Origin of the sequence: Dokdonella koreensis DS-123, assembly GCF_001632775.1 — a bacterium.
GTDB lineage: Bacteria > Pseudomonadota > Gammaproteobacteria > Xanthomonadales > Rhodanobacteraceae > Dokdonella > Dokdonella koreensis.
This window is the reverse complement of sequence record NZ_CP015249.1, coordinates 1462161-1485217: the sequence shown is the minus strand read 5'-3', so window position 1 is coordinate 1485217 and position 23057 is coordinate 1462161. Positions and strand designations below refer to the sequence as shown.

Sequence of the window (23057 nt, the reverse complement as noted above, 5' to 3'; positions counted from 1 at the left end):
TCGCATCCTCGCCGCCGATGCGATCACGGGCCGCGAACGGCCCTGTCCGGGAATCGCGGCGGCGTCTGCCATGCAGCCCATTCCGCCGCGCCAGGCTCGCTCGCCGCGCCGGCGAGCCGTCCGGACCGCCGCCCCGCAACGGGACGGCGGCCGGCGAAATCAGTCGAAGCCGTCGGCGAACAGGCCGTCGCGGTCGAACGTCAGCAAGGCGCCGTGCAGCACGTACTCGGCATCCATGCCGTTCAGCAGCACATGGCTGCCGTCCGTGCTGACGGAGTTGGCGACCAGGTCCCAGCCGTCGCCGCCGAAGGCATGGCCGTCCGCCACGATGCGCTCGATCAGGCATTCGGCCCCGCCGCCGCGTGTCCAGCGGAACGGGCGGTTGGCGCGCACGATGCCGAACGGCGTCGGGGTCTCGATCGTGTAGGTGCCGACGATCACCGAGCCGTCCGCGCTGATCGCCATGGCGTAGTACGGGGCCATCGCGCCCGCGGGCAGCGCGGAGGTGTCCAGGTAGACCGCGCCTTCGGCCTCGGTCCAGTACCAGGCGCGGCCACGGTTGGCGTGCGACGTCGGCTCGCCGCCGTAGCCGCCGCCGATCAGCATGCGGCAATCGATGCTGCAGGCGACGACCTGGCCGAGCGGATGGCCATCGGCATCCTGCAGCAGCTCGATCTTCCCCTCGACCCAGCGGGCGCCGAAGCTCAGGCGCATCGGCCAGCCCCATTCGTCGGTCGCCATGCGCGAGACGAAACCGGCGGCCACCCGGCCGTCGTTGCTGACGCCCCAGGCTTCGCCGGAATCCATGTCCGTGGGAATCGGCAGCATCTGCTGGCCGGTATCGGCATTCCACTGCCACGGCAGGAACGCCAGGTCCGGATCGCCGCCGTAGCCGGCGACCTGGCTGCCGTCGGCGCTGACGCCCATCGCCAGCGAGGAGATCTGGGTCATGCCGGGCAGGATCGCCCAGCCGAAGATGCCTTCGTACATGCGCGGGTTGGAGACGAAGAGGTCGCCGTCCTGGCGCATGTAGTTGGCGATGACCATGCCGCCGTCCGGACTGACCACCGGATGGATGTTGATGACGTTGAAGGTCGGCCCGCCGCCGAGGTCCTCGGCCTCGCCGCCGGGCAGCCAGCGCAGCGTGTTGCCGGTGCCCATGTCGGCTCCGTAGACGGTGCCGTCACTGGTGACGCGGTTGGGCTGCGGTGCCACGAGGCTGCCGTAGGGCAGCTCGCGCAGGGTCATCGGCGCCTCGGCCGCGGCCGGCAGGCTCGCGAACGCCGCCAGCAGGTACAGCAGCGGCGACAGGGAGGGCCGGCGGACGGATCGGTGCGGGCGGGACGGGACGTTGGGCATGGCGGTGTTTCCCCTCGGGTGGCGGCCCCGGTCCAGAGCAGGACCGGCAAGGCTCCGACGATGGCCGGGAGCGGCCGCGCCACGCATTCGCATCGCGCTACAAACACCGCGCAAAACCGCTCCAGGTGCGCGATTGTCTTGGCAATGGCATGCCGATGGCGCGCCTTCCCGCCGCGCCGTGCCCTCTCGGGACCGGCCGCCGCCGACGCGGGAGCGCCGGCCCCGTCGCGTTACCGTGCCGTTACCGCAAGACCGGTACCGGCAGCGCGGGCAGCGCCAACTCCGGCACTGCGCCCCCGTCACCCGACGATGGCGATCCGGCTCCCGCGCAGCTGTCCGCATCCGGACAAACCCGGCGCATCGACACGACCTGCATCCGCCGCGTTCATCGTTCCGCACGGCGATTTGTCCACGGTTTGTCCACGGCGATGTGCTTTCGGTCCTCAAAGCGCCTCAAGGGATGGGAAAACAAAACGCCGCCGCCTAGAATCCGCGGCGCCTGCATCATCGGCGCGACACACATCGACGGCGAACCGTTCCCGAACCGCCGGGGAATGCAGATCCGCCCGGCACCGTCGATAGTGGCGTCCGCGCCGGCGTTCGCGCCGCACTGCCCCTTCGATCCATCAATGCTCGCTCGTATGAACCCGACCATGCCTTCCGATCCACTTCCGTCGAACGCCCCGCGTTCCGGCCTGCCCGACGCCCCTGCCGTCGTTGGCGCCGGCATGCCGGCGTATCGGCGGGAGCGGCACCGCACGTCGACCGGCTGACCGCCGGCGCAACCCCGAACGGTCCCGGGCCCCTGCCCGGTCCCTGCATCGGCCTCGTGCCGAGGCGCTCCTGCGCGCGCGTCCGGGCCCACTCCGCACGCGTGCCGGCTCCACCCTTTTCCTGCAACCTGAGGATGTAACGTGACTGCAAGAAGCACCCCCCGTCCGAACTGGCGCCAGCGCCTGGCCCTGGCCGTCCCGGTCCTGATCGCCGCCATGGCCATGCCGGCCCTGGCCTCCAAGGCCGGCTACATCGCCCCGCAAGGCGGTGCCGCACCGGCCATCACCACCATCACCGGCAGCCCGCTGACGGTGCTCGTCGGCGGCGACCAGTCGTTCCAGATCGTCAACGACCAGGTGCCCGGCTCCGGCCAGATCTACCCGTCGCAGACCACCGACCTGGCCGACATGGGCTGGATGGTGCGTACCGGCGGCGCGCTCTACACGCCTGATTTCAGCAACCACGGCACCACGGCCACCTCCAACCTCGGCACGGTCACGCCGTACGCCGCGCAGTCGATCAGCCCGGTGACCGGCACCGGCACCGAAGCCGATCCGTTCGTGGTCGCCGTCAATGCCACCCTCGGCGCCACCGGCCTTCAGAGCCGCCAGGAAGTGCGCTACGTCAACGGCAAGAACTTCTTCACCAAGCGCTTCACGCTGACCAACACCAGCGCCGCGCCGCAGGAAGCGAAGATCTACCTCGGCGGCGACATCTACCTGGCCGCCAGCGACAGCGGCATCCCGTACCGCGAAGCCGCCTCGGGCAGCCCGGGCGGCAGCGACTGCGGTACGCCGGCCAGCTACTACATCCTCTACATCCCGCAGACGCCGGCCGACAGCTACACCGGCAACGGCTACAGCAACGTCTGGTCGCAGATCGGTACCGGCGACCTCGACGGCGCGCTGGGCCCCGCCAACTGCATGGACAACGGCGCTGCGCTGCAGTGGAACCGCACGCTCGCCGCCGGCGCCAGCGTGACGATCCTGGCGGCGACCTCGTTCGGCGAAATCCCGTCGATCGCCCAGTTCGACATCACCAGCGTCACGCCGCGCTCCGGCGCGCAGGGCGCCACCGTGCCGGTGACGATCCAGGGCATCGGCTTCGCCACCGGCATGACGGTTGCGTTCGGTACCGGCGTCTCGGTGGCCGACCTGGTCGTCGTCGACGCCGACACCGCCACCGCCACGCTGACGATCGCCGCCGACGCGCCGGTCGGCCTGCGCAACGTCACCGGCGTCAACGCGGCCGGCACGCTCAACGCCACGCTGGTCGGCGGCTTCGAGGTCACCGGCGGCGGCCCGCCGACCGATCCGTTCGCGCTCACGCGCGTCGTTCCGCCGAGCGGCTATGTCGGCACGACGATGCAGGTCACGCTGCAGGGCACCGGCTTCGCCGCCGGCATGGCCGTGGCCTTCGGTGACGGCATCGCCGTCTCCAACCTCGCCGTGACCAATGCGACCACCGCCACCGTCACGCTGACCATCGCCGCCGACGCGGTGCCGGGTCCGCGCACCGTCAGCGGCACCAACGCCGCCGGCAACCAGACCGCGAGCCTGCCGAACGGCTTCATCGTGCTGGCCGCCGGCCCCGGCCCGCAGGTCGCCCAGCCGGTTCCGACCCTCGGCCTCGGCAGCCTGCTGCTGCTGGCGCTCGGCCTGTTCGGCGCCGCCTGGGCGATCTTCCGGCGCTGATCCTGCCCGCCGGCCGGACCTTCCGGCCGGCCACGCTGATCGACGGGGAGCGGCATTGCCGCTCCCCGTTTTCTTTTGGTTCTTCACCCATTCGCGGCACTCAATCAGCTGTCGCTTTCGTCGCTGCCGTTGCTGTTACTCTCGCTGTTCACGTCGCCTTCACATTGCGAAGCGGGACCTGACTTTTCCGCAGAATCTGTCTTCACCCATGTGAGCGCGGCCAAGAGACCGGACAGCGCTGCAAGAAGGGGGCTATGCCCCCTTCAATTCCGCTTCGATCCTGGTGCGCGGTCAAAACTTGGATTTCAGACTGTCGAGGGCATCCCGCAGGAACCTGACCGCGGGTTGATGACCCGTTCCGACCCGACGAAGACAACGCACTGGCGACGGCAGGCCTGCTGCGAATGCCGTAGCCGAGGCTACCTGCACCAGCCAGCGCCGAGTTGGTCGCGCGCCTCGAGCCGAACGATGCGAGGATACTCATGAGGTCGGCTTGTTAGCCGGACCCAGCAGCCCTAAGATCGAGCCGCATCAAGAAGATAGCCCCCAGCGGGCTGTGGACAAGTCGCGTAGCTGGCCCCCCCGGGGATCCGACGATCAAGTAGTTGAGCCTCATGGAAACCGTCGAAGAGCACCCGCATTCGTTCCCACAAGCGGAATGGCCGTTTCCGGATCAGATCAGCACGGCGGCGTTCACAACCACTCGCGTGGTTCGTGACGGATACCCGATCTTGCTGGTCAGTCACGACCAGGATGGCGATTGGCAATTTCTGTGCGCGACCACCAATGACAGTACGGATGCTCTTATCGTCTGCCTTGGTTGCGCTTATCAGCGCGACAAGACCGTTGCTGAGGTGGCCGATCTTCCGGTTGGCTGGCAGGCTTGGCGCGATTCGATTGGTGGCCCATGGAAACGTGTTCCTAGCGAGCCCGATCCCGATGAAGCCTGACCCGCTTGGCGGTCCGACGTAGTTCAGGCGCTAGGGGCATGAGGAAGATCGCTGCAATTGCAATTCTTCTGGCCTGCCTCACTGGTTGCGAGACAGCCCGCGATAGCCAAATGGAGCGCTCGCTGGCACGCTCGCGCGCGGAGCCGCTCTCCAAGATCGATCCTGCGGAATGCCGCAGTAAGGGCGGCACCATTCGGCAGGTGGGCATGTTCGGCACTCCGTCGTGTATCACTCCGCTGCCTGATGGTGGCAGGGCGTGTCACTCCAATTCCGAGTGCTCCGGTGCATGCTTTGCGCCAGAAGGCACCTCCATCGGCCAAGCGGCCACTGGCGCTTGTCAGATGGACACGGCCGCTATGTTCGGCTGCCACGATCATGTGGAAAATGGGGTCGTCGTGGGCGGCTTGTGCGTTGACTAGACCGCCCCCTAACCCTTCATTCCGGTCGATGCCGCTTCGCGGCATCGACTTACCTCAAGCGTTAGGCCGCTATGACAAATCTCCTTGAATTGCTGGATAGAGGTATCAACGGCGTGTCCTTCAATGCAAAAGACCTTGCGCCAGAGTTGATTGCATTCGGAGAGCCAGAGGCGGCTGAGCTGCTACTTTCCATGTCTCCAGACACACATGCGCAAATTAGCGCTCGGGCCGGCCGACCTCTCTCAGGCAATATCGCTATAGACAAAGCCATTTGCTTGGCCGCGCTGGAGGTATTCGAGGGACCCCCCGCCCATTGCGGCGCAAGCGCCGCGTTTATCCTAAGGCTGCCGTGTAATGGCTCATCCGCAGCGATCCACCAATTAATTCGAACCGACGTCGGTTCGCGGCGCAGCTTGATTCAGGCGCTGGGCCACCAGGAAGAGGAATGAAGACTTCCCTTTTCATAGCCACGTTGCTACTGCCACTTTCACCTCTTGCGGGTAGCGGCATAGCCACCGTGCCAGATCGTTTCATTGGGCAGTGGGCTGGCAGCCCTGACTCTTGCGGCTCTAACGCAGACGATATGATTCTTCGTATCGCTCCTGGCCACATCGCGTATTGGGAGAGCGAGGGGCCAATCAAAGCTGTCGTGATTCACGGGGAGATCGAGATTGCACTGATCGCTGAGCTGTCTGGTGAGGGTGAGACATGGCTTTCGACCGCAAATTTCACACTCTCCCAAGATGGACGCCAGCTAATCGACAACACAAGCGTGCCAGGCAAGGAGTTGGTGCGCTACAAGTGCTCACGAACAGCCGGCAACGACCCAAGCATCGGATGGGCCATCGCAGGCGGGAGCGAGGCCGAACAGTTCATTCAGGCGAGGCCGTCCTGGCTCGGCTGCAAACGTGGATGTATGTAGTTCACTCGAAACCGAAGGAGGTGGCGTGTCAGGTCCAAATGATAGGACGATCAAGAGACTCTTTGCGATGTCCGGGAACGTGTGCGCATTCCCGGGCTGTTCTCTGCCCATCGTGGAGAGCGTCGGAACTATCACAGGTGAAATCTGCCATATCAAGGCAAGAGCGACCGGAGGTCCGCGATTCGACAGGACGCAGACCGAAGAAGATCGGAACGGCTTCGATAACCTCGTCCTCCTCTGTCGACGCCATCACAACGTGGTGGATTCCGACCCGAATGCGTACCCGGTCGAGGCCCTGATGAAGATCAAGGCGACTCACGAGAAAATGGCGGGCCGCATCGAGCAGGCAGCCGACATGTTTTGCGCAAGAAAGCTTCTCAACGATCTGAAAATGATCGAGGTCCACCACAACCTGGGCAATGTCGCGATCGATAGCCCAGGGGCGATCCTTGCACAGACAGTCAATCTGAAGACAACGAAAACGACTATTAAGATCAACGCGCCGCCGGGGACGATTGGGGCGGATCAGTCGGCGAGTAGATATGTCCAGCATCTGATTAGGCGCTACAACGAGTTTGCCGGCGCAGACAAGACGCGCGGGACCAAGTTCAGCTACGGCGCGATTTCGAAGAACATCGAAACCAACTTTAAAGCACCCTGGAAGCTCGTCGCGATGGAGAATTTCGGTGCGCTTTGCACCTATCTCCAACGGCGCATTGCCAGGACCCGCATCGCCAAGTCGAACTCGGCCAAGGGGCATCGCTCATTTTCCAGTTTTGAGGAGTACAGCAGCGAGCAGCGTTGAGGCAGAACACCACGTCGTCATCCCATCGATGTTCGCACAGAGAGAGACCGCCATTGGTGGGCAGGAGCCTCATGCTGCGATTCATAGAGCCATCCATATGCAGCCGACTGGACTGGAGCAGTCAATCCTCGCGGGGTTGCGGGGACGCTCACGGCTGCCAATGAAGTAGGTTTCGCTGTCGGGCAAATCCGGTCGCGGTCCATTCCGTATTCTTTGCGGCGTTGCCGCGCGTCCATCACGAGCATGTCGTCCTTCCTCGCGAATCGTGGACTGGTCGATGTTGCTCTCCCACCACTCTGCTACGAACTGGCACTGTGTCCTCGGCGCAATCCTGGTCTTGACGCTTGGGCTGGGCTCGCCGGTCCGCGCCCAGGCCGGCGACACCGCGTCAGAGAAGGCGCGCCTCGCCGCCGCGCTACGGCAGATGGACGTCATCGAGCATCTGGTCGCCCAGGAGGCCACGCGGCCACGGGAGCAGCGCGGCCGCTACCACCTCGACTATGCCCGCTTGGCCGCCGATCCGGACCATCTGCGCGCCGGCATTCGCGACTAGGCTTGTAGAAGCCGTGGATGTAGCGGGCGATGGCAGCATGAGCAGTCGCCTTGGTGGCGTATACACCGGTGGCTTCCTCGTTCTTGAGCGTGGCGAAGAAACTCTCGACCGCCGCGCTATGCCCCGAGGGCAGGCTGCGCGCTCCCAGCAGTTACCCATTAGGCTCATGCTCGGCACGAAGCCGCGTGCGGCCAGCGTTTTGGCGAACTCGCCGATGGCGTATGAATCGCCCCGGGTTTCGTAGCCACCTACAAGCCCGGCACCCCAGCTCGCTTCGCTCAAACACGGGGCGCCTCTGCGGCCTCCTCGCCCTGCGATGCTCGGCTTGCTTTAGGGCGAAAAAGCCAAGAGCCAAAGCCAAAGCCGAAGCCGAAGCCGAAGCCGAAGCAGAACGAGCCCGCCTGTGGGCGAAAACATTGTTCTTCGACGGCACGCGGCCAGAGTCCAACACCGATCGGCGCGCCGGCTGCCTCCGGCCGGCGCCGTCAGCTCAGCACGCGGATCCGCGTGCCATACCCGCCGGGGTCACTCCGCGCACTGCTTCGCCGCCTCGGCGATGATCCGCGCGACGTTGGCGTCGTTGAGGTAGCCGATGATGCCGTGGCGGTTGTCGGTCTGGTTGCGGACGCTGTCGTTGTTGACGATGGCCGGATCGGCCGGGAAATGCGTGTCGTCCAGCGGATTGAGCGCGACGATGTCGCGCCGGTCGTAGGCGTTGTACCAGCCCTGCGCGGCCAGGTTCTTCGGGACGCCCAGCTTGGCGCTGATCGCTCGCATCCCGAGCGGCGACCCGACCGTGACGTACTTGCACAGGTGCATCCGCAGCAGGTTGTCGGCGATGACCTTGTAGCCGACCACGGTGCCGAGCGAGTGGCCGACGACGACGGTCGGCTCGTCGGTGAGCAGTTCCTCGACGATCGCGTTGACCTCCTTCGTCACCCGCGGGATGTTCACGTACAGGTAGACGTCGCGCAGGAACTTCTCGATCGTCCATGACGCCTGCCCGGTGAAGCGCTTGTCGATCGCGCGCGCGATCGCCTGCACCCAGCGCCAGTTCTGCGGGCCCTTCTCGCGCGGCCCGTCCGGGTCCATCTGCGCTTCCACCTCGGCCTCGGTCAGGTCCGAGTCGGTGTAGATCTCGTCGAGCGCCTGCTGCATGAACAGCTCGAACTTGCGGTTCTGGCCCGGCCCCTTCGCGACGACCTCGTCCGGCGTTGGCAAGTCCGCGGCCGCCGTCAGTTCGTCGAGCTTGTCGCCGTAGTACGGGAAGTCGAACGCCACGTCCTGCGGCAGCGCCGCGCCGGCCGCCTGCAGGCCGGCGTCGAGTGTCTCGACCCAGGTCCGCTTCAGCAGGTCCTTGTCCTTGCCGCCTTGCGAACGCCCGTGTATCAGCAGAATCCTCATGCCAGCCTCCCTTGCTCCATTGCGTCTCGAAGAAGGTCCGCGCCCTGGGGCTCGAACGTGGTCCACAGCGAATCGCACAGGTATCCCGATGCCTCGGCCAGCACCGGGCCCAGCGCCATGCCGCTGGGCCGCACCAGGCTCCAGGTCTGCGTCAGCAGCGGGCAGAACGGGAGCAGCGGCGGCGACGGATCGGCCGCCGGCGCGGTCAGCACGCGCACGTCGAACAGCTCCGCGCCGAGGTCCTCGCGCAGGTGCAGGGCCACGTCGCGCGCACGCGCGATGTCGCCCGCCTGCGTGTAGGCGTGCACGGCGTAGAGCCCGAGCGTCGGATCCAGCGCCTTGTCGATGCGGATCTGGTCCGCCAGCCCTGCCGCCTCCTCCACCGAGCGCAGGCGGAAGGTCCGGCGGTCGGCCGCCAGCGCGACCCAGGCGCGCAGGCGATCGAGAGACTCGCGCCGCTCGGCGTAGGCCGGCCATCGCGCGGTGTTGGACGAGGGCACGTAGCTGACGTTGGCCACGCCTTCCGCCTCGACGGCCACGTGCCCGATGAATCCGGCCAGTGCGGCGACGATCGCACCGCGGCCATCGGCGAAACGCAGCAGCACCGACTCGCCGGGCGCGGCCAGATGGAGCCGGACGATACCGACCGCGTCGCCGCCATCGCCCGGCGCGAGCAGCTCGGTCCGCGCGGCGCCGTGGCGCCGGGTGCAGAGCGCTTCGGCCACCACGGCGCCGCGGATCGAGAAGCCGCATCCGGTTTCCATGTGATCGACCGGACCGGACGGTGCGCGCAAGGCCAGGGCAGGCGCGGCCGAGCCGGCCGCGGCCAGCGGCGGCGCGCCGGCCAGGACACGCTCGATGGCACCGGCAGCCTGGCGCGCCGGCAAACGCATGCGTACCAGATGCGACGGCCGCGGCGGCGGTGGCGGCGGTTGCAGCGGAGGCACCGAAGGCCGGCGCGAGAACAGCCCCTTGCGCCCGCGTACGGCCGGGCTCGGCGCCCTGCCCGCGGAGGGCGAGGGCGACGGCGGGATGATCGCCACGCCACCGGTGCCACCGGCGCGCGGGGCGTCCGGCACCGGCGCCGCCGGCGTCCGCACCCGGGCGATGTAGACCCGGTCGTCGGACGGCACGGTCGCCTCGATCTGCTGCACCAGGTCGATGTTGATCGCCGCCAGGGTGTCTTCCACCGTGTCCTGCAGGTAGCGCTCCAGGCGCCGGTTGGGCACCACCGTGATCGTCGCACCGGCCTCCTGCACCTGGAGGAGCATGTCCGGCGTCGGCGCCTCGAACGCCTTCAGCAAGGCATGCGTCAGCACGCTGCGCGGCTTGCCGTCGAGGGTCGCCTCGTAGGCCGGCTGCGCATCGACGGTCGACTTGAACACGTCGATCTTCGAGACGGCGTCGACGTCGGCGAAGTTCGGGAAGACGTCGATGCCGTTCACCAGCGCGCCGGTGCGCGCGTCGGGAATCGAGCGGCAGGCGTCGGACACGAAGACGATGTTCGGGATGCCCGACCGGCGCGCGACGTAGATGCTGCCTTCGAGATTGATCGCTTCCTGCGTGCTTTCCGGCGCGCCGCTCAGCAGCCACACGTCCGAGCGCGCCTGCCAGTAGCCGTGCCCGGAGAAGTAGACCAGCAACTGCTCGAACCGGGGCGGCACCGTGACGAAGGCGCGGATCGCCGCCGTGACGCGCGCCGCCGTGACCGGCTCGCCGTCCGCGTCGTTCACCAGGGTCACCGCGTAGCCTTCCTGTTCAAGCCAGGCGGCCACTTCCGCCGCGCAGGCCGCAGCCGCCTTGAGCGGCGTCAGGCCGCCGCCGGTCCTGTCGACACCGATGACGACGGCCGCCTTCTTCACGACCGCGTCCCGTCCCGGCAGGAGCCAGGGCCGGCGAGAGCGAGGGCGCCGGATGCACGCGGTGCCCGGCGGCCGGTGCCGCGCCGACCGCACCGGCCGGCGAACGCCATCGGCCACGCCGCGGGGCGCCCGCCATCGGCGCAGCGCATCGGACACGGCGAAGAAGCGGAAAAGGCCCGGCGGGACAGCACGCTCGGGCCACGGCGCACGGATTCCATCCCGATCCTCACACCCTGTGATGGCGATGGCATGCAGTAGGCAACAAACGGCGCCCGGGTTCAAGAGCCGGTCCGCCGACGCCACGGTGGCCCGCGCGGCGGGTCCTTCACCTGCGCGCCCGGCCTTCTTCAGCGTCCTGCACCGATTCTTCAGCCGTGTTTCCGGCACTTCATTCGCCCGCCGCGTGTACTGGCCGCTCGTCCACGCACCGGAGCCATCCATGACCCGATTCCCGTTTCGCGCCCTGCTGCTGGCAGGCCTGCTGCCCCTGGCGGCCGCCGCCGCCGACTACGCGCCGCCCGAGCGGCTCGACGACGGCTGGGCCGTCGCCGACGCGACCGCGGCCGGCTGGAACCTGCAGCCGTTCGCCAGCGCCGAAACCTCGATCGCCGACGGCACCTGGAAGGGCGTCACCAGCCTGGTCGTCGCCCATCGCGGCGCGCTGGTCTACGAGCGCTACTTCAACGGCGGCGGCCGCGACCAGCTCAACGACACCCGGTCGCTGACCAAGAGCCTGACCGCCCTGCTGGTCGGCGCGGCGATCGACCGCGGCCTGGTTCCCGACGCGCAGGCCCGCGTCTACGCCTACTTCGGCGACAAGCGCCCGTTCGGGCACCCGGACCCGCGCAAGGACGCGATCACGGTCGAGGACCTGCTGACGATGAGCTCGCTGCTGGAGTGCAACGACGACAACACGTTCTCCAGCGGCAACGAGGAGCGCATGTACGTCACCGAGGACTGGATCCGCTTCGCGCTGGACCTGCCGATCAAGGGCTTCGCCCCGTGGGAGAGCAAGCCGGCCGACAGCCCGCACGGCCGCTCCTTCGCCTACTGCACGGCCGGCTCGTTCCTGCTCGGCGCACTGGTCGAGCGCGCGGTCCGGCAACCGCTGGCGGCGTTCTCCCATGCGGCGCTGGAAAAGCCGCTCGGCATCACCGCGATCCGCTGGAACTTCGCGCCCGACGGCACTGCGATGGGCGGCGGCGGCACGCGCCTGCGCAGCCGCGACCTGGCCAAGCTCGGCCAGATGCTGGGCGACGACGGCCTCTGGCAGGGCAAGCCGGTGATTTCCAAGGCCTGGGCGCGCGCGATGCTGACCGTGCGCGCGCAGGCGCGCGAAGACGCCGAATACGGCTACCAGATCTGGCGCTTCCACTTCCCGCGCGACGGTAAGGACGTGCCGGCCTGGGCGATGTCCGGCAACGGCGGCAACTACGTCTTCATCGTGCCCGAGCTCGACCTGGTCGCGGTGGTCACCAGCACCGCCTACAACCAGCGCTTCGCCCATCCGCAATCCCAGGGCATCTTCCGCGACGTCGTGCTGAAGGCCCTGCCCGCCGAGCGGAACTAGGCGCGGCAGGCGGCTCCGCCCCGGATGCAGCGGCATCCGGCCGGCGCATGCGCCATGCGCGCGGGTTCACGGCGGTGGCGTGCGCTCCGGCCGGCCCGGCGCGGGCAGCGCCGACAGCAGATCCGGCGGCAGCCAGTCCGCGGCCAGCACGCGGGTGCGCTCGGCCGCCACGTGCCGGCCGATCGTGTCGATCGCGGCGGCAAAGCGCGGCTCCCCGGCCAACGCGCGCATCAGCGGCGAGGTCTGCAGATAGGCGCGATCGCTGAAGCCCGCGGCGATCGCCGCCTCGAGGGCGTCGAGCGCCGCGGCGGTGTCGCCCGCTGCCAGGTCCAGCAGCACGATCTCGATCTGCGATTCCGGCCAGCGGTCGCCGTCGGCGATCGCCGCCCGGATCGCTTCGCGCTTGGCGGCGCGCCAGACGGCATCCGCCGGCGGCACGGCATAGCAGTGCGCCAGCGTATCGGGCAGGCTCGCGTGCGGGCGCAACTGCGACGCCCGTGCGAAGGCCGCATGCGCCTGCGCCGGCTCCCCGCGCAGCAGGGCCAGCTCACCGGCCAGCAGGAACAGGTCCGGATGCAGCGGCCGCTGCAGCGCCTCGTCCAGCGCCGCCTGCGCCTCGGCAAAGCGCCCCTGCAGGAACAGGCTGCGCGGATAGGCCACGTTGGCGAACACGTTGTCCGGATACAGGCGGAAGCTGCGTGCGTAGCGCTGCTCGGCCACCGCGGTGAAGCCCAGCAGCTCCAGGTTGCGGGCGATCTGGATGTCGAGGAAGCGCAGCTTCGCACCCTGGTCACCGACCGCGAGATTGGCACGCAGCGCATCGGCAAGGCGTCCCTTCACCGCCAGCAGGTGCGCGGCGGACGCGAGACTGTCCTTGCGGCCGGCCGGATCGAGCGCATGGGCGCGCTCGTAGCCGGCCAGGGCCGCGTCGATGCGCCCGCGGCAGTCGTCGGCGTAGGCCAGGGCCGCCGTCGCGGCGGCATCGTCCGCATCGCGCGCGAGCACCGCCCGCGCCAGCGCCTCGGCCCGTTGCGCGGGATCGGGCGGCACGTTGTACAGGCAGATCCGCGCGCTCAACGCGAGGCTGAGGCCGATCTGCGCCTCGCGGTTGTCCGGCGTCGCGGCCAGCACGTCCTCGAACAGCGCGATCGCGCGCTCGTTGTTGTCGCGCTGACCGATGCCGGCGTAGTGGCGGGCGCGCGCCAGCGCATCGTCGGCAGGCGGTGTCGCCGGCCGGCCGGCGAGAAATGCGGCAGCGGCCGCCGCCAGGCCGAGCACGCCGGCGGCGAGGGCCACGCCCCGCCAGCGCCGGACGGGCGGACGCCGCTCCACGTCCGCCTGCGGCCCGGCAAGAGCCTGCTCCGGCTCGGCGAGTGGCTGCACCGCCACGCACAGCTGGTACCCCACGCCACGCACCGAGCGTACGTAGCGCGGCTTGCGCCCGTCGTCACCCAGTGCCTGGCGCAGCAGCTTGATCCGCTGGGTCACGGTCTCCTCGTTGACCACGGCCGGCGCCCAGACGCCCGCCATCAGCCCGTCGAAGCTGACCACGCGATCGCCCTGCCCGATCAGGAACTCCAGCAGGCGGAAGCTCAGCCCGGCAACGTCGAGGGCGGTGCCGTCGCGTTCGACACGCTGGCGATCGAGGTCGACGACCAGATCGTCGAGCCGGTAGCGCCGCACCGCGGCAGGGGATGGAGTCATCGGACAGGCAATCGGTTCGGGCTGCGGGACACGACAAGCGGAAGGCGCGCCGGCACCGGACCCAGGTGCGGTGCCGGCAGGACACCATCTCATCGGCAGTTCACGGCGTACCTGCCGGCCATTGTAGGGGTCGCGCTACCGGTCGCGCGCATGCGACCGGCAGCGATCGTCACGCCTGCGGGGCGGGAATCGATCCGCAGAGACGGCGGGCTACACCGGCAGGCGATGCAGTTCGGCCGGAACCCCGGCGCCCGACCGCCTCAGCGCGGCAGGCGCGAACCGGCACGCGGACGCGTGGCCGGTCCGCCCGCCAGCGTCGCGAGCACGCCGTCCAGCGCCGGCCGTGCCTGGAAGCCGGCGATCTCCAGGCGCCGGGCGACCTCGCGCGGCACGTCGCGCCCGCTGGTGAGCTTGTTCGGGCTGCCGGTGTAGTGGAACAGGCGCCCGCCACGGCGCAGGACGCGCGCGAGCGCGTCGTAGAACGCCTGCGCATACAGCTCGCCGGCAATGCCGAACCGCGGCGGGTCGTGCAGGATCGCATCGACCGACGCATCGCCGAGCCGGGCGAGAGCCTGGGCCACGTCCGCGTGCGCCAGCTGCAGGCGGCCGTCGTGGCCGGGCGCCGCCGGGTCCGGCGACCAGGGATTGAGCGTGCGCAGCCACAGGACATCGGCGTTCTTCTCGAACGAAACGATGCGCGCCGCACCGGCCTCCAGGCAGCCGGCGGCGAAGTAGCCCAGCCCGCCGCAGGTATCGAGCACCGTCTTCCCGCGGGGCTCGATCAGCGCCACTTTGCGGCGCGCGTCCTCGAACGGCGACACCTGCGCGGTGGGCAGCATCTTGATGCCGTCGATCTCGAACGTCGGCGCGCCCCATTCGGTCGGCACCAGCTTGATCAGCGCACCGGAAAAGCGGGCGGCCGGCGCGAAAGCGGCACTGTCCCAGAAATAGATCGTGCGGTCCTTCAACCCCTGCGGATACGGATAGGACCGGTCCTGCCATCGCCAGTGCGCCGCTGTAAGGTCCGCGTGGCCGGTCGAGCGCCCCAGGTCGAGCGAGCCGGACCAGGTATTCGCGCCGGCATCGCGCGCGGCGCACAACGCATCGGCAAGGGAACGGGTCAACAGCGGTCCGGCGTAGTGCGACACGGTGGTGATCTCCGGCGCGCCGCAGGCGATGGCGCACCGTTCGGGACGGGAGGGGCCGGCATCGTAACCGACACGCGCCGGCCACGCCCGCCGTGTCGCGGTCAACGCACCGCGCGTGGCGGCACCTGCACGCCATCCGGTTTCAGCCGGGCCTTCAGCGCCAGCGCGTCGGTCGTGGCATGGCCGAGCGCGGTGTTGTCGAAGATGCACCAGCGCGCCTGCGTGCGCGCAGCAGGCGTGGTCAGCCACCGCGCGACGCGCGCCAGGGTCGTGGCGGGGTACGCGTCGTAGTAGATGCGCGGCGCGCCGTGCAGGCGCAGGTACTGCACGCGACGGTCGGCCGCCGGCACCGCCGCACGCGGCGTCCGCGCCGGATCGGCCGCGGCGCGCGCGATACCGTGCCGGCGCAGCAGCGTGTCGGCCTCCGCGCCGAACCACGACGGATGCCGCGGCTCGCAGGCAACCGCGCCGCCGTGTCGCCGGCGCAGCGCGGCGAAGAACGCATGCGCCTTCGCCACATCCAGGTGCAGGCTCGGCGGCAACTGCAGCAGCAGGCAGCCGAGCCGGTCGCCGAGTTCGCCGACGGCATCGAGGAACGCGTCCAGCACCACCGTATCGCCGCCCAGGCGCTGCAGGTGGCTGATCGTGCGCGGCATCTTGACCGCGAACCGGAAGTCCGCGGGCACCACCGCCGCCCAGCGCCGGTAGGTGGCCGGCCGGTGCGGCCGGTAGAACGAGGAATTGATCTCGACCGCGTCGAACACCTGGGCATAGCGCTCCAGGTGTGTGCCTTCCGCCGGGAACCGGTACGCCTGCGCCGCCGGGATCGACCAGCCGGCACAGCCGATGCGCAGGTCCGGTGCGCGGGAATGCGGGACCGATCTCATCGCGATCGTCCTCGTGGCGGCGCCTGGACGCCCGTGTCGAGCGCCGACTCTACCGGCCACTGCCCCAACCGGTGCCAACCGCCGGCATCGTCACGGCCCGGCGGTCGGGCCGGTCCGCGTCGTCGAGCACCGAAGCGACCGCCGCCTAGTCGAAGCCGTTCGTGAACAGCCGGTCGACACCGCGGCGGATGTCGACGATGAAGCCATCAGGTGTCTGACTGACGACGTCCACCTGGAAGGCATCGTTCGGTGCGGTCCAGCTTTCGCCGACGACGAACATCGAGCCGGCATTGTTCGAGACGTCGGCCGGCGGGACGTCGGCATCCACGCTCCAGGCCGGCTCGGTACGGGTGGTCCTGACCTCGTGGATGATGACCGCGTTGCCGGCCAGCGCCGCCTCGTAGAACGGCACTTTCAGGCGCGCTTCGATCACGTAGTAGTGCGAGGCGGGTTCTCCCGGCAGCAGCACCTCGATCATCTGCGTGTTGGTCGAGCCGGCCAGGCTCGCGCGATCGAGCACGATGCCTTCGTACCGGCCGTTCGCCGTGATCCGCAGCTTGCGGCCGGCATCGATCCACCCGAGATGGTCACGCGACCAGGCGCTGATGTGCTTGGGCTGCCAGCCGAACGGCGCGTCGCCGACCACGTTGTACCAGGCGCCGCTCATCACGTCCCAGGGATTGTCGTACGGGTCGGCGTCACCGTCGGAATTGTTCGCGTGCGGCAGGCCGAAGCCGTGGCCCATCTCGTGCGCGAGCGGCGCCTCGTCGGCATAACCCCACGGCGGCTCCCAGGTCACGTACCAGGTCCGGGCCGGGCCGTCGAGGGCGGCCCACAGGCTGCCGCCCCAGGCACAGCAGTCCAGGTCGGCGTTGTACATCGTGTTGATGCCGACGAAGTTCGAGAAGTCGACCGTGCTGTCGGCGACGCCGGTGCAGTCGTTGAACAGCTGCACCAGGTCGGCGGCCCCGCCGTCGGGCACGTAGTACGCGCGCTCGCGCGGCAGCGTGAACCAGCCGAACACCGCGCTACCGGCGATGTTGGCCTTGTCGTAGGACACCTCGCGCCAGTAGTGGTCGAGCCGCCCTTCGCTGGTGGACATCAGTTCCTCGAAGTAGGCCAGTGGATTCGGCTCGACCGGCACGTCGGCGAAGCGGCACAGCAGCGTCGCCCACGGCTGGGACCCGGTGACCGCGCCTGCCGGCACGGCCGGTTCGCTCGCGACGATCGCCTCGGCGCGCAGGGCGCCGCCCTCCGTTCGCTCCTCGCCGGACCGCACCGTCACGGCGCGCCCCGAATGGCGGAACAGGTTGTCCGACGCGCGCAGCGCGCTCTCGCTGTCGATCGCATGGCGGCGGCCCTCGGCATCGACCAGGGTGACCTCGAAACGGGCCGCCTCGGCACTTCCGGGCGGCGGATCGCCCCAGCGCAGCTCCAACGTCCCATCGATCGTTTCGGCCACGGCCGGCAGCGCGAACGCCAGCAGCCCCGCGCAGATCACGCCCTTCATGCATCGTTCCCCTTACCGTATTGAAGTTCGCCGGGCGCCTTCGGCGCAGCGGCGGCCGCTGGTCTCCCGCGTCGACGGACACGGGCAGAGGCGGGAGCACGCTGGCGATGCCCGTGACGATACGCGCCTTCGGCCCCGGCGGCGTGCTCCATCGGTCATGGTCGGCGCCTACCGGAGTGACCTCGCGCGAGCCCGCACTACCACCGTCGACGCCGTTGGCGAGAATCTCCAGGACCGCGCCGGTGTTGCGGTGGCAGCGGCGCACCGACGTGACCTCCGGGCTCCTGCCGGACGGTGCCCTGGCCGTTGCGCAGCAGGTCGCGCTCGGCATCGGTCTGATGATTGCGCAACCACGACGCGCCGACGCCGGCGATAGTCAGCGCGCCGGCTTCGGTGCGGCCGGTGCCTCCACGGATACGACCCCGCCGTCCGGATGCACCGCCTCCGCGAGCAACAGCTCGTAGGCCTGGATGCGGCGGTGAAGGATGGCCAACTGCCAGCCGGCGACGTAGACCAGCAGCAATGCCCAGATCAGCAACCCCTGCAAGAGGTTCATCTCGGCCAGCCAGCCCCAGTCGTTCCACCGCCAGTCGCGAAACTGCAGGTAGAGCAGACCGACGACCGGCAGGATGCCCAGCCGCTCGAATCCCCCGGTGAACAGGCCCAGTCCGTGCTGCAACGCCTGCACCCGTCCACGGACGTAGCGCAGACGCGCTTCCAGCTCCGCCTTCGGGAACCGCCGCAGCTCGGCGACGAAGCGCCGATAGTGATCGAAGTCACGATCCAGCTCGCGTGCGAAATCGCGCCGTGCATGGCGCAATGACCACCAGTGCCGTTTCAAGGCCAGCGCGCCCGAAAGACCCAGGCCGATCAGCTCGATCGCAAGGCCCACTGCCGCGAACCACACGGCAGCCGGGCCGGTGAGAAGCCAGGCGATCGGAAAGCCCACTGCGGGTCCCAGCAAGCCGACGACGAAGGCGCCCCGTTCCAGACGACCGGGCTTGCTGCCGGCCTGCAATGCCGCAACTGCATCGATCATCGCATCGATCCGCTCGAAGCCGAGCGGTTCCGGTGTCGGCGCCTTCGCGATCGCGGCCACCTGCACTCCCTGTTCACTGCTGGTCATCGCTGTCCGTTCCCGAGTCCTCTACCCCATCCTCATCTCGCGTCCCCATCCGCTCGAAGCCGATCGGCTGGGGCCGGCGCTTCGCAGTGTCGGCCCCACGACGACGGCGACCCCATCGTTTCAGGCGATACGACAGGCAGCCATCGCCGGTCGGGGAACACGCCGCCCTAGCGTACGTGCCAACACACGTACAAGCGATGGGCACCCACGATTCCGCCGCCCGCAGAATGCCTCGGGGATGGGGCACGACGGTCACGCGGGTCGCCAGGGTCAGGACCCCGCTTCGGCCGGATCAAGGTCAAGGCTGCAGCCGGGACCGACGCCGGTGGTATCGCGAAGCCGAGCAGCGCCTCGGTACCGATGGCGTGCCGCGGCCACGCCGATGACGACCCGTTGCGATCGGCGTCCTGCCGTGTCGATCCGGCGTACCGCCGTTCGTCGTACAGACGACGAACGGACCGGCCGGCATCCCGCCGGCGCGGCGCATCGCCCCCGGAGGCCCGATGACCCTGTGCCGCACCGCATGTCCCGCAGCACCATGGCACGTGCCAAGCCGCGCGGGTTCCGGCCGATCGCGTGCATCCTACCGTCATCCTTTCAATCGACGCGGCGGCACCGCCCTCGCCTTCAGCCTGGAGTTGTCATGAGTCTCGAACTGTTCGCACACCCGTTCTCCTCGTACTGCCAGAAGGCGCTGATCGCCCTGCACGAGAACGCGATCCCCTTCCGCTACCGCCTGCTGGAGCAGACCGACCCGCAGACCCAGGCCGAGTTCGCGGCGCTCTGGCCGATCCGGCGCTTTCCGATGCTGCGCGCGGGCACGCGCACGCTGCCGGAGGCCAGCATCATCATCGAGTACCTGCAACTGCACCATCCCGGTCCCGTGCGGCTGATCCCCGACGATCCGGACGCGGCGCTGCAGGTGCGGCTGCTGGACCGGTTCTTCGACAACTACATATCCACGCCGCAGCAGAAGATCGTCTTCGATGCCCTCCGCGCGCCCGAGGCCCGCGATGCGCACGGCGTGGCGGAGGCGCGGGACCTGCTGGAGCGCGCCTACGCCTGGCTGGAACGCCAGCTCGATGACGGCCGCCCCTGGGCCGCGGGCGACGCCTTCACGCTGGCCGACTGCGGCGCGGCGCCGTTCCTGTTCTACGCGGACTGGACCCATGCCATCGATGCACGTTTCCACCGGGTACAGGCCTACCGCGCCAGACTGCTGGCCCGCCCCTCGGTGAAGCGCGTGGTGGACGATGCGCGGCCGTACCGCCGGTACTTCCCGCTCGGCGCACCCGACCGCGATTGAGCCGCGCCAGCACAGGACGACACGATGCTTCCCTTCACGATCCAGCGCATCGACCACGTGGTCCTGCGCGTGGTGGATCTCGATCGCGCGATCGCGTTCTATCAGCAGGTGCTCGGCTGCACGGTGGTGCGCCGGCGCGACGACCTCGGCCTGGCGCACCTGCGTGCCGGCGCGTCGCTGATCGACCTGATCAGCGTGCACGGCCGGCTCGGCGCCAAGGGCGGCCCCGCCCCCGGGGCGGAGGCGAGGAACGTCGATCACCTGTGCCTGCGCATCGAGCCGTTCGACGAACCGGTCCTGGTCGCCCACCTGACACGCTTCGGGCTGGCGCCGTTCGGTCCGGCGGAAACCAACTTCGGCGCCGAAGGCGACGGCCTGTCGATCTACCTGGCCGACCCGGACGGCAATCACATCGAGCTGAAGGGACCGGCGCTCGGTTCATTGCCGCAGGCGCCAGCGAACGGGTCATGAAACGCCCCGGCCGACCCGCTTCGCAGATGCCGCGCGGCCGGCGTCATGCCACCGGCTGCGCACGCTGCGCCAGCGCAAACGTGATCGCCGCGCAGACCGCCGCGGCCTGGGCGGCGTTGCATTGCTCGGGCGTCGCACGCGGGCTGTCGGGATAGACCTCGGTGGTGGTCGTGTACGGGGCCTGGGTGACGCCCGCACACAAACCCAGCGACTTGACCGGGTAGTTGATGACCCCCGGGGCGACCACCGGCGAGCCGATGATCCGGCCATCGCGATCGGCCGGCGCGACATGGGTGACCTTCGCCACCGCCGCGATCACCGCCTGCTGGAACGCCGGCTGCGGATTGTCGCTGTCGCCGACCAGGTAGAAGCCGTCGGGAATCTCGCCCGGCTCGTACGGCTTGCCGTCGCGCGCCGCCAGGGCCGGCCGGAACTCGGACTCGTCGCTGTCGGTAGTCTCATGCAGGTCGATGTGCACGAGCACGTCCTCGCGCAGCGGCGCGACCAGACGCATCAGCGCCGCCGACTCGGGCGCCGGGCTGTCGGCGCGGAACGAGCGGTTCGGATCGATCGCCAGCGCGTTCCAGCGGTGGATCCGCTCGTACGCCCACGGGCTGACGCACGGCGCGACCAGCAGGTTGATGCGGCCGGCATAGTCCGCCGCATGCCGCTCGACGAACCGCAGCGCCCCGTGCACGCCACTGGTCTCGTAGCCGTGCACGCCACCGGTCACCAGGGCACACGGCAGGTCGTCGCGCCAGTCGCGGCTGCGGATCGCCAGCAGCGGGTAGTGGTCGGATGCATAGTCCAGCCGCCCATACTCCACCACGTCCCACTGCGTGCGCAGGCGCTCGATCGCGTCCAGCACCTCGGTCGCGTAGCTGCGACGGCGGATCTGGCGCGCCAGCCAGGCGGCGCGCTCCGCCGCGCCCCAGGGCTGCCCGGGCGTGCCGATCGGATAGGGGATGGTAGTCATCGTGGCGCCCGCTCGTGAGTCGAGAAGCGCGGAACTTTAGCACCTGACCAGAAACGGTAGTCCAGCACACGCCATCGCCTGCACGCGCGCCTGGGCCCGACGCTCCATCCATTCCACCGGCCAGTGAACATGGTCGATTTTTTTTGGATACTAGGAACCACGTTCGGCATCAACAGGGGGATGCACGTGCCTATTCACGGATCGATCCAACGGGCGCCACTTTTGGCGTACCGGCAGGTGTCAATGACTGAGAGCCAAGCGTACCTCGTTCGGTGGCACAGCGGACGGGGCCGCCTCCCCTGCCGCGCACCAGGATTCGCTCGCCAGGACAGACACAAGGAGCGGGTCGCATTGCACGGCAGGCCCCTTGTGCGCGACAGCGGAGCCGCGGCATGAATCTTCCCTCGAAGATCGCCCACGGGGTTGCGCGCAGCACCTGGCTGACGGCGCTAGCCACCATCGCGAGCATCGTTTCCCTCGGCGCTCTGATCTTCCAATGGCTCAAAGGCAGTACGAGCCTGCTCGCACTATTCGGGTTCATCGGCACCACGTTCGTGTTCCTGGCGCTGAACATCTACAGCCTGCGCGTCAGGGAGTATGCGAAGGACCTGGAGGACGTTGCCAATGACTTCCTGGATATCAATCGCCTGTACCGCCAGACGCTGTCTTCCCGGACATCGAAGGCCGGGCTTGGCTGGAACATGAAGGAAATCCTCGACCTGGAGAAGAGCACACTGGCCGGCGTGTGCCAGCGAACGTCGCAGATCTTTTCGAAGCTGACACGCAAAGACTGCATGGTCACGGTAAAGCTGCTGACCCAGGAGACGACTGGAGGATCGCAGGCGCTTTTTGCGACGACCTATGCAAGAAGCCAGGACCGGTGCTCCAGAGACACGGCCGAACCGTCGAGATTCGCCGTGAACAAGGGATCCAATACCGCTTTCGACCAGTGCCTGATGGTGGACTCCACGGGCGGCATCCCTCATTTCTTTTCCGCCGATCTTCGCAAGCATGGAACCTACAGGAACGAGCGGCCCGGGCATCTGAACTGCTACCAGAGCGCGCTGGTCGTACCGATCCGGAACGGTCCCGACTCACAATCGTCCGATGTTCTCGGATTCCTAGCAGTCGACACCAAGTCTCGAAATCGACTCAACAACGGACATCATCTCGCGATGCTCGCCGCCTTGGCGGATCAGATGTACAGTTTCATCAGCCTGATGAGAGGCCAGCACAACGTCCCGGTGCCGGAGCAGCCGCATGACCAATAGCAAGCAGCGCGCTTTCACGAGGCAGTCTTTCATCGAACGGATGGTGCAGAGGCTCTATCTGCGCCTCTACGGCCCCATCGACACCGAACCCGCCACCCCACCTGCGCACATGCACCTGAGCGAATCCACGAATCGTTGGAACAAGGCAGCGGCGAGTCGGCTGCTTCAACGAGAAGAACCGCGCAATCGCCGGCCCGGCCGCTCGGGAGAGATCGAGCGCCGGAGTACCGATTCGCCCATTTCCAGCAGCGACAACGAATGGAACAAGATCGCGGTCAAGAAGCCGAATTAGGCTGACTTCGTCGAAAGCGGGGCCGCGAGTAGCGACCATCCATTCCCGCTTGCC

Annotated in this window: 19 protein-coding genes; 10 read left to right on the top strand and 9 right to left on the bottom strand. The window is 68.6% G+C overall.

Going from position 1 to position 23057, the window contains the following annotated elements; translation table 11 throughout:
- Positions 1-159: 159 nt before the first annotated feature.
- On the bottom strand, positions 160-1359 hold the full coding sequence (locus tag I596_RS05810) for a hypothetical protein (RefSeq protein WP_067645406.1): 1200 nt from the start codon (positions 1357-1359) through the stop codon (positions 160-162).
- 914 nt (positions 1360-2273) lie between these two features.
- On the opposite strand from I596_RS05810, the gene I596_RS05805 reads away from it, so the two are divergent.
- The 5 genes from I596_RS05805 to I596_RS05795 all read left to right on the top strand — a co-directional run bounded on the left by I596_RS05805 (position 2274) and on the right by I596_RS05795 (position 7476).
- On the top strand, positions 2274-3827 hold the full coding sequence (locus I596_RS05805) for a hypothetical protein (RefSeq protein ID WP_150132040.1): 1554 nt from the start codon (positions 2274-2276) through the stop codon (positions 3825-3827).
- 614 nt (positions 3828-4441) lie between these two features.
- Entirely contained in the window at positions 4442-4777 is a 336-nt protein-coding gene (locus I596_RS18435) for a hypothetical protein (protein ID WP_150132039.1), read from the top strand.
- A gap of 864 nt (positions 4778-5641) precedes the next feature.
- Positions 5642-6118, top strand: coding sequence for a hypothetical protein (locus I596_RS18430; RefSeq protein ID WP_150132038.1), 477 nt, complete (start codon positions 5642-5644; stop codon positions 6116-6118).
- Between the two features lie 298 nt (positions 6119-6416).
- A complete protein-coding gene (locus I596_RS05800) occupies positions 6417-6923 on the top strand; it encodes a hypothetical protein (protein ID WP_223303925.1) in 507 nt (168 codons plus the stop codon).
- Between the two features lie 277 nt (positions 6924-7200).
- Positions 7201-7476, top strand: coding sequence for an RAQPRD family integrative conjugative element protein (locus I596_RS05795; protein WP_067645400.1), 276 nt, complete (start codon positions 7201-7203; stop codon positions 7474-7476).
- A 525-nt stretch (positions 7477-8001) separates the two neighbouring features.
- Here I596_RS05795 and I596_RS05790 read toward each other — a convergent pair.
- Both I596_RS05790 and I596_RS05785 read right to left on the bottom strand, forming a co-directional pair.
- Entirely contained in the window at positions 8002-8880 is an 879-nt protein-coding gene (locus tag I596_RS05790; RefSeq protein ID WP_067645398.1) for an RBBP9/YdeN family alpha/beta hydrolase, read from the bottom strand.
- The gene (locus I596_RS05785) at positions 8877-11183 is read right to left on the bottom strand and encodes a caspase family protein (RefSeq protein WP_150132037.1); all 2307 of its coding nucleotides are present in this window, start codon (positions 11181-11183) and stop codon (positions 8877-8879) included. The genes I596_RS05790 and I596_RS05785 overlap by 4 nt, the downstream gene beginning before the upstream one ends.
- Here I596_RS05785 and I596_RS05780 point away from each other — a divergent pair.
- Entirely contained in the window at positions 11182-12312 is a 1131-nt protein-coding gene (locus tag I596_RS05780) for a serine hydrolase domain-containing protein (RefSeq protein WP_067645394.1), read from the top strand. The two genes, I596_RS05785 and I596_RS05780, sit on opposite strands and share 2 nt — an antisense overlap.
- A gap of 66 nt (positions 12313-12378) precedes the next feature.
- Here the strand turns inward: I596_RS05780 and I596_RS05775 are convergent, their stop codons facing one another.
- The 5 genes from I596_RS05775 to I596_RS05755 form a co-directional block, all read right to left on the bottom strand.
- Entirely contained in the window at positions 12379-14016 is a 1638-nt protein-coding gene (locus tag I596_RS05775) for a winged helix-turn-helix domain-containing protein (protein ID WP_067645392.1), read from the bottom strand.
- Between the two features lie 260 nt (positions 14017-14276).
- A complete protein-coding gene (locus I596_RS05770; protein ID WP_067645390.1) occupies positions 14277-15164 on the bottom strand; it encodes a class I SAM-dependent methyltransferase in 888 nt (295 codons plus the stop codon).
- Positions 15165-15265: 101 nt separating this feature from the next.
- Positions 15266-16051 carry a DUF72 domain-containing protein gene (locus I596_RS05765; protein ID WP_067645388.1) on the bottom strand — a complete coding sequence of 262 codons (786 nt, stop codon included), beginning with the start codon at positions 16049-16051 and terminating at the stop codon, positions 15266-15268.
- Between the two features lie 145 nt (positions 16052-16196).
- Entirely contained in the window at positions 16197-17561 is a 1365-nt protein-coding gene (locus I596_RS05760; protein WP_067645386.1) for a metallopeptidase domain-containing protein, read from the bottom strand.
- Between the two features lie 376 nt (positions 17562-17937).
- Positions 17938-18687 carry a hypothetical protein gene (locus I596_RS05755; RefSeq protein ID WP_150132036.1) on the bottom strand — a complete coding sequence of 250 codons (750 nt, stop codon included), beginning with the start codon at positions 18685-18687 and terminating at the stop codon, positions 17938-17940.
- 643 nt (positions 18688-19330) lie between these two features.
- Between I596_RS05755 and I596_RS05750 the strand changes: the two genes are divergently transcribed.
- Entirely contained in the window at positions 19331-19993 is a 663-nt protein-coding gene (locus tag I596_RS05750; RefSeq protein WP_067645381.1) for a glutathione S-transferase family protein, read from the top strand.
- A 24-nt stretch (positions 19994-20017) separates the two neighbouring features.
- On the top strand, positions 20018-20464 hold the full coding sequence (locus I596_RS05745) for a VOC family protein (protein ID WP_067645379.1): 447 nt from the start codon (positions 20018-20020) through the stop codon (positions 20462-20464).
- Positions 20465-20507: 43 nt separating this feature from the next.
- Here I596_RS05745 and I596_RS05740 read toward each other — a convergent pair whose 3' ends face one another.
- A complete protein-coding gene (locus I596_RS05740) occupies positions 20508-21440 on the bottom strand; it encodes a M14 family metallopeptidase (RefSeq protein WP_067645377.1) in 933 nt (310 codons plus the stop codon).
- A 392-nt stretch (positions 21441-21832) separates the two neighbouring features.
- Between I596_RS05740 and I596_RS05735 the strand changes: the two genes are divergently transcribed.
- Together I596_RS05735 and I596_RS05730 are read left to right on the top strand one after the other, a co-directional pair.
- Positions 21833-22711, top strand: a complete 879-nt coding sequence (locus I596_RS05735; protein ID WP_067645374.1) for a hypothetical protein — start codon at positions 21833-21835, stop codon at positions 22709-22711.
- Complete coding sequence (locus I596_RS05730) at positions 22701-23003, top strand: hypothetical protein (protein WP_150132035.1); 303 nt, start codon at positions 22701-22703, stop codon at positions 23001-23003. The genes I596_RS05735 and I596_RS05730 overlap by 11 nt, the downstream gene beginning before the upstream one ends.
- The last annotated feature ends 54 nt before the right edge of the window (positions 23004-23057 follow it).

Excerpts from the sequence above, each read along its gene's own strand:
- I596_RS18430 (WP_150132038.1), top strand. The coding sequence starts at position 5,642 with ATGAAGACTTCCCTTTTCATAGCCACGTTGCTACTGCCACTTTCACCT.
- I596_RS18435 (WP_150132039.1), top strand. The coding sequence starts at position 4,442 with ATGGAAACCGTCGAAGAGCACCCGCATTCGTTCCCACAAGCGGAATGG.
- I596_RS05750 (WP_067645381.1), top strand. The coding sequence starts at position 19,331 with ATGAGTCTCGAACTGTTCGCACACCCGTTCTCCTCGTACTGCCAGAAG.
- I596_RS05765 (WP_067645388.1), bottom strand. The coding sequence starts at position 16,051 with ATGAGATCGGTCCCGCATTCCCGCGCACCGGACCTGCGCATCGGCTGT.
- I596_RS05730 (WP_150132035.1), top strand. The coding sequence starts at position 22,701 with ATGACCAATAGCAAGCAGCGCGCTTTCACGAGGCAGTCTTTCATCGAA.
- I596_RS05740 (WP_067645377.1), bottom strand. The coding sequence starts at position 21,440 with ATGACTACCATCCCCTATCCGATCGGCACGCCCGGGCAGCCCTGGGGC.
- I596_RS05775 (WP_067645392.1), bottom strand. The coding sequence starts at position 14,016 with ATGACTCCATCCCCTGCCGCGGTGCGGCGCTACCGGCTCGACGATCTG.
- I596_RS05800 (WP_223303925.1), top strand. The coding sequence starts at position 6,417 with ATGAAGATCAAGGCGACTCACGAGAAAATGGCGGGCCGCATCGAGCAG.
- I596_RS05755 (WP_150132036.1), bottom strand. The coding sequence starts at position 18,687 with ATGACCAGCAGTGAACAGGGAGTGCAGGTGGCCGCGATCGCGAAGGCG.
- I596_RS05810 (WP_067645406.1), bottom strand. The coding sequence starts at position 1,359 with ATGCCCAACGTCCCGTCCCGCCCGCACCGATCCGTCCGCCGGCCCTCC.
- I596_RS05780 (WP_067645394.1), top strand. The coding sequence starts at position 11,182 with ATGACCCGATTCCCGTTTCGCGCCCTGCTGCTGGCAGGCCTGCTGCCC.
- I596_RS05735 (WP_067645374.1), top strand. The coding sequence starts at position 21,833 with ATGAATCTTCCCTCGAAGATCGCCCACGGGGTTGCGCGCAGCACCTGG.
- I596_RS05760 (WP_067645386.1), bottom strand. The coding sequence starts at position 17,561 with ATGAAGGGCGTGATCTGCGCGGGGCTGCTGGCGTTCGCGCTGCCGGCC.
- I596_RS05745 (WP_067645379.1), top strand. The coding sequence starts at position 20,018 with ATGCTTCCCTTCACGATCCAGCGCATCGACCACGTGGTCCTGCGCGTG.
- I596_RS05785 (WP_150132037.1), bottom strand. The coding sequence starts at position 11,183 with ATGGATGGCTCCGGTGCGTGGACGAGCGGCCAGTACACGCGGCGGGCG.
- I596_RS05790 (WP_067645398.1), bottom strand. The coding sequence starts at position 8,880 with ATGAGGATTCTGCTGATACACGGGCGTTCGCAAGGCGGCAAGGACAAG.
- I596_RS05795 (WP_067645400.1), top strand. The coding sequence starts at position 7,201 with ATGTTGCTCTCCCACCACTCTGCTACGAACTGGCACTGTGTCCTCGGC.